At 62.9% G+C, this 6190-nt stretch carries 7 protein-coding genes; all 7 read left to right on the top strand.

Annotated features, from left to right (window positions below; genetic code table 11):
* The first annotated feature begins 671 nt into the window (after positions 1 to 671).
* Positions 672 to 1295: a hypothetical protein gene (locus BP858_RS05915; protein ID WP_286879092.1), complete on the top strand. Its 624-nt coding sequence runs from the start codon at positions 672 to 674 to the stop codon at positions 1293 to 1295.
* A 379-nt stretch (positions 1296 to 1674) separates the two neighbouring features.
* Positions 1675 to 2004, top strand: coding sequence for a dihydroneopterin aldolase family protein (locus BP858_RS05910; protein ID WP_074175292.1), 330 nt, complete (start codon positions 1675 to 1677; stop codon positions 2002 to 2004).
* Positions 2001 to 2852, top strand: coding sequence for a TatD family hydrolase (locus BP858_RS05905; protein WP_286879091.1), 852 nt, complete (start codon positions 2001 to 2003; stop codon positions 2850 to 2852). The genes BP858_RS05910 and BP858_RS05905 overlap by 4 nt, the downstream gene beginning before the upstream one ends.
* Before the next feature lie 21 nt (positions 2853 to 2873).
* Positions 2874 to 3170 carry a DUF424 domain-containing protein gene (locus BP858_RS05900; protein ID WP_349680569.1) on the top strand — a complete coding sequence of 99 codons (297 nt, stop codon included), beginning with the start codon at positions 2874 to 2876 and terminating at the stop codon, positions 3168 to 3170.
* Positions 3167 to 4213: a 60S ribosomal export protein NMD3 gene (locus BP858_RS05895; protein WP_286879090.1), complete on the top strand. Its 1047-nt coding sequence runs from the start codon at positions 3167 to 3169 to the stop codon at positions 4211 to 4213. Before BP858_RS05900 ends, BP858_RS05895 begins: the two co-directional genes overlap by 4 nt.
* A gap of 6 nt (positions 4214 to 4219) precedes the next feature.
* A complete protein-coding gene (locus BP858_RS05890) occupies positions 4220 to 5089 on the top strand; it encodes a class I SAM-dependent methyltransferase (protein WP_286879089.1) in 870 nt (289 codons plus the stop codon).
* Positions 5086 to 6190, top strand: a 1105-nt coding sequence (gene coaBC, locus BP858_RS05885) for a bifunctional phosphopantothenoylcysteine decarboxylase/phosphopantothenate--cysteine ligase CoaBC (RefSeq protein WP_286879088.1), incomplete at its 3' end; no start/stop codon positions are given. The genes BP858_RS05890 and coaBC, both read left to right, overlap by 4 nt.

The following is a 6190-nucleotide window of genomic DNA, read 5'->3' as shown; positions in this document are numbered from 1 at the left end:
GCCCGCAATATTCGCAATAGATTGGTTCCGGCATTACGAATCACCGATGGTAGGAGAGGCGCGCCACAAGATAAATTTTTCCGCTGGTCGCAGAAAACTGCCTTCATACATCCGATCGAGGCCGTTCTCGCCGATGAATCCTGCGGAGAAGGCCGGCAGGCGAAGTATGCCCTTAAGGCGAGTATGCCGGAGTGGTTTTATGCAAGGCCACTTCAGCGTAAACCAGAACGCCGCCCCCTTCCTCCGGCCGGCCCGGCACCCTCCTCGACCCGGACCCTCCTTCCGTAGCGTGCAACAAGGGTCCGGACGACAAAAAGCGGCATGCAGCAATCGGTTGTGCGGGGGACTCGTCGACGATAATGGGTTTCCTGTGACGAGATGTATCACGAATATCCCAGGCGGGGTGTCGGTCAACTGCCCCCGGGGTCGGGATCGGTCGCTTCGCTTTTTCAGATAACCGGCAGCCGTGTGAAGAAACTGGAGAGAATATATAAATAGACCCGGCCCCTAGTCTCTATGTAGACCGGGCCCCCGCTTGCAGGGCCGCGGCGGCTCATTCGATCTCTCCGGGGCCGGCGCAAGGGCAATCCGGACTACTCCTGAAATACCGGGGTTACCCGGTGGATTGCGTAACGGGGTGGCGAATTTACCCCTGGCACCCGGTGGTGTGTATGAAACTTGATCCTATCGTCAAAGAGGAACTCTGGCGCTCAACTGCAATCTTTTTCATATCGGTCATCATTGTCGCCGTCGTCATCACGACAGGCCCCTTCCCAATACCGGCGTTCTTGTTGTTTCCCCTGGCATTGGCGATCACTGCAGGATTCTTCTGTGTCATGGTGTGGTACAGGCGAAAGGAGAATCTGGCCGACCCAAACCCCATAAGCATCCTTCACCATGCTCTCCGCCCGGGAGAGCGGAGAGAGGAGAAGACGCAGCAGAGGAGGGGCGCCGTCGATAAGGTGGTCGACGCCGTCCTTGCCGTCGTGATCTTCCTGATCTACCTCTACGCGTCCCGTGCGTATTCCATCAACCAGGTACTCTGGCTCCCCGTCCTTCTCATCATCGGCATGTTTCTGGCGCGGATCGTCTTCACCGACGGCGGCGAGCACCGCATCACCCTCACACGGTCGGTTGTCTTCTACCTCGGAGCAGCCGGGATTGTCCTTCTGCGCCGTCTGGCACTGGGGTATCCGGTTATTCCCACTCTCCAGGGGGTCATACTTGTCGGTATCATCGCTTATCCCATCCTCTACGTCTGGGAACGGCGGCGTGGACAGGGGGTCGCGGACTGATGACTACCGTCTTTTTGTGACAACCATGATTCGCAATTATCTGCCGTTGCTATGGAAACTGGTATTCGCTCTTGCAGTAGTTCTTCTCATCGCAAACTTTTACGAGAGTGTACAGAGCGGCCATTATGACCGCCCCAGGCAGTGGTTATTTTTTGCCCTGTTGTTCACGAGTATTATCATCCGGTTCATCAGTCAAAAAATCACGAAAAGTACTTGATTTCCCATGGAGTCATCCTGATTTTCTCCCGACTCACACCAAACCGATACACATCCGGGACAAACCGGGAACTTGAAATCCAGAGAGTCCTCTTGTTAAAACGGAATCCTCATGTTCGGGCGACAGCCCCTTATTACCCTACACTACAAACCTACTATTATTATGATCACCGACCGCGAGAAGGCCGCGTTTGAAGCAGGCATCAAACTCGGCGCCATCTACCACCAGTTCGTCGGGACGCCCATCGCCCGCGAGACCGCAGCGTCCGTTGAGGCCGCAATCGAGCAGGCCGTCAGCCTCCAGCCCTACGTGACCAACATCCGTGTCAGGCTGAACCGCGATCTCATGGTCTCAAACCGGTTCGGCTACTCGGAACTCACCGGGAAGATGTTTGATGTCGAGATCACGACCACGGTTGGGGAGACCGTCTGCCGGGCCAGGCTGCGTCTCGAGGACGACTACCCCATGATGGAGGTCGTCGAGATCTCATGAAACTCTCCGGGATACCGATCACCGACGACCATATCCACATCGACCCGCAGAACGGCCGGGGGATCGAGGCCGCGAAGGACTTCCGGCGCAGCGGGGGGACGCACATCTTCCTCGTCTCAAAACCCTCCTGGTCGTTCGGGATCGAGCCAACCTCCGGCGACGACTACCGGAGGGCCTTCGATGCAACCCTCCGGGTGGCCGGGATGGTCAGGGAGACCGGGCTTGTGGTCTATCCGGTCCTCGGCGTCCACCCGGCAGAGATGAGCCGCCTCGCTGAGAGGATGAGCCTGGATGCGGCCGCCGACCTGATGATGGCGGGGCTCGACCTCGCGGCCCGCTACGTCGAGGAAGGGGAGGCCGTCGCGTTGAAGAGCGGCCGGCCCCACTACGAGGTAGCCCCGGAGGTGCTCGCCGCCTCAAACGCGGTCCTCTTCCACGCACTCGAACTCGGGGCCGCGTGCGGGTGCGCCGTCCAGCTCCACGCCGAGAGCGGGCCCTGCGCCGATGTCGTCGAGATGGCCGGCAGAGCGGGAATTCCGGTTGAGCGGGTCGTCAAACATTTCGCAACCCCTGATACCCCGCTCACCCCCTCCTTCATCGCGCGACACGAGGATATCCCGGCGCTTGCCCGGGCCGGGAGGCGGTTCACCATGGAGAGCGACTACATGGACGAGAATGAGAGGCCCGGCGCTGTAATCGGCCCGAAGTCGGTCCCCCGGTTCACGCGCCGTTACCTGGAAGGGGGGCTCATCACCGAAGAGGATGCCTGGCGCATCCACGCCGATACGCCGTCGCGCACTTACGGCGTGGATATTGTCCTTCCTTCGCGGAACAGCGCACCTTTTTGATAACCCCCACCCAAGAGATCTATGATGTACCTGAAAGTGCACCACATACCGGGTGCCGGTGACGTGGTGGCCGCCTGCGACTCCGAGCTCCTGGGCGTCACCCTGATGCACGGAGACGTGGAAGTCTGCATCACCGGAGGGTTCTACGGCACGGAGCGTGCCACCGAGGAAGAGGTCGGCCGGGCTCTTGCTGACGCGACGAACGCAAACATCATCGGGAAGCGTGTCGTAGCCATCGCCATCGCCCTGGGGCTCGTCAGGGAAGAGGACTGCGTCATGATCGGCGATATCCCCCATGCCCAGGTATTTGGGATATGACCATACAGACAAGCATCTGCCCCCGTTGCGGGCAACCGACCGAGGGAGGACTCTGCCCGCAGTGCCGGGCCGCTGATACCAGGCTGCTTTCCTGCGAGTCCCGCGTGACCGCGGTCTACTGCCCGGTCTGCGACTCGCAGAAGCACGGCAAGACCTGGTCCGACCTGCGGATGCCGCGTGAAGACCTCATCGCCGAACTGGCGGTATCGGCGATGAGCATCCATGAGGATGCAAAGAACGTCAGGCTCACGGTCCGGTCGGAGGAGACCGCGTCGAACAGGACGGCCTGCACCCTCGATGTGGAGGCGACCCTCTATTCGGTCCCGGTCCACGAGACCTGCGAGGTCGAGATCCTCTGGCAGAAGGAGGCCTGTGACCGGTGCAGCCGGATCTCAGGCGGCTACTACGAGGGGATCGTCCAGGTGCGGGCTACGGACAGGAAGATCAACGGCTACGAGCGCGAGGTCGCCGTGAGCATCGCGGAGCAGACCGAAGAGTCCCTCCAGCAGGCCGGGGACCGGCTCTCGTTCATATCGGAACTTGAGGACTCAAAAGACGGCGTCGATATCACCGTCGGGTCCCAGCACCTCGGCCAGGAGATCGCCCGGATGATCACGGGGGCGCTCGGCGGGCGGTATACGACCCACCCGAAACTGGTCGGCGAGAAAGAAGGCAAAGCCCTCTACCGTGTCACCTACTCCATCCGTCTCCCCTACTACCAGAAGGGGGATGTGGTGGTGTCCCGGGGCGACTACTTCGAGGTCCGCGAGATCGAGAGGCAGCAGCGCCTCCGGGTCTTTGACCTCAAGGCCGGCGTTGCCCGGACCCTCACCGAGGCGGAGGTCGAGCGCCTTATCGGAAACGTCCGTGAGGCCGAGTCGGCGCTCGTCGTCTTCACGCAGCCAAACGTCGTGGGGCTCATGGACCCGAGGACCTACCGGACCCGGGAACTCGACGCTGTTCCCTGGACGTTCCCGGTGGAGGGGCAGCCGATACGGGTGCTCCGCGACGAAGAGCAGGACCGCCTGGTCATCGTCGGGTGAGTGGCGGTGCGTGCGCGGAAGGTGCCGGCTGCCGCTCTCGCCGGTCTTCTGGACGCTGAGTGGGTGGACCGCACCCGTCGGCCCTACGTCCGCGACGGTACCGCCTGGGTCCCGGTCAGGGAGGGGTTCCCGGCTGATGAGGATCTCCCTGAGCGGGAGGTCTACCGGGGCCGCGGCTACCACCTTGTCGGGGATGTCGCTGTGCTTCACGGCGATGCGCCGACTGATGAGGAACTGGCTGGAATCGTCCACCACTGCCGCCCCCGCGGGGTTATCAGGGTGAAGGGATTTGTGGGCGAGATGCGCATCCCTGATGTGGAGGTCCTCTACGGCACCACCGGGGAGGTGCGCCACCGTGAAGAGGGCTACACCTTCATCCTCGACCCGGGCCGGGTGATGTTTGCGCAAGGGAACCGCAACGAAAAGGCGAGGATCGCCGCTCTCGTCAGGCCCGGGGAGCGGGTCGCCGATATGTTCGCCGGGATCGGCTACTTCACCATACCGGCGGCCGTAAGCGGTGCGACGGTCCATGCGATGGAGATCAACCAGACAGCATTTGAATACCTGCAGCGAAACATTATAGAAAACCATGTCGCGGACCGTGTCAGGGCAGAGGTCGGGGACTGCCGAAGGCTCCTCTCCGGCGTCTACGACCGGGTCCTGATGGGGCACTTCGACGCCCCGTCGATGCTTGCCGACGCTCTCGCCCATGTCCGGAGCGGGAGCGTGCTGCATGTCCACAGCATCGGCGATGTGGGACCCACGATCCGGGAAGCGGTGACCGAGGCCGGGCTGGCGGCGACGGTCACCTCCCGCCGGGTGAAGAAGTACGGCCCGCACGCGTGGCATATGGTGCAGGATGTGACGATATCGTGAAGAGACTCTCAGGAAAGACGGTTGTCCTTGCAGTGACCGGGAGCATCGCGGCCGTGGAGACGGTGAAACTCGCCCACGCCCTGCGCCGCCGGGGTGCGGAGGTGCAGGCGGTCATGACTGAGGCGGCGGCCGGGATCATCCATCCCGACGCCCTGACCTACGCGACCGGACGGCCGACGATCACCCGGATCACCGGGCTTGTGGAGCACGTCCTCTACTGCGGGGAGGGCGGGGCGGCCGACCTCCTGCTGGTCGCCCCCTGCACGGCAAACACCATCGGGAAGATCGCCTGCGGGATCGACGATACCCCTGTCACAACCTTCGCGACGACTGCGCTCGGGCGGGGGATGCCGGTGGTGGTGGCCCCGGCGATGCACGAGAGCATGTACCGCCACCCGGGGGTCGCGGAGAACCTCGAGCGGCTCCGCTCCTGGGGTATCGATCTCATCGCTCCCAGGATCGAGGAAGGGAAGGCAAAGGTCGCCGATAACGAGACAATCGTCCTCCATGCCGAGCGGGCGATCCTCGGCCGGCCGCTTTCCGGAAAACGGGTCCTGATCACGAGCGGGGCATGTGCAGAACCCCTCGACGACGTCCGGGTCCTCACCACCCGGTCGACCGGGCAGATGGGGCGGGCGCTCGCGCTTGAGGCCTTCAGGCTCGGTGCCGACGTGACGGTTGTGCACAGCGGGTCGTTCCCCTGTGTACGGAATATCCATGCCACGAGCGCCGCTGAGATGCGGGAGGCGGTCCTCGGGGTCTTCCAGGACGGGGGGGCCGATATCTACGCGAGCGCGGCGGCGATATCTGACTTTGCCCCCGAGCGCCGGGAGGGGAAGATCCCGAGCGGCTCACCCCTGACGGTCAGGCTCGATCCCCTCCCGAAGGTCATCGATGAGGTGATGGCTGCCTGCCGCCCCGTGACGGTGGCCTTCAAACTGGGCTGGCACGAGGAGGAGCGAGCAAGAGCCATGCTCAATGCAGGTGTGCGGATGGTCGTGGTGAACGCGCCAGTGGTGATGGGGGCGGCGGAGGGGTCGTTCTCGCTCATGACCGCCGACGGGGTTACCGAGGTCTTGGGGAGCAAAGAGGAGGTCGCGG

Origin of the sequence: Methanoculleus sp. UBA413 (assembly GCF_002502935.1) — an archaeon.
Classification (GTDB): Archaea; Halobacteriota; Methanomicrobia; order Methanomicrobiales; family Methanoculleaceae; genus Methanoculleus; species Methanoculleus bourgensis.
This window is presented reverse-complemented; position numbering and strand designations above follow the sequence as displayed.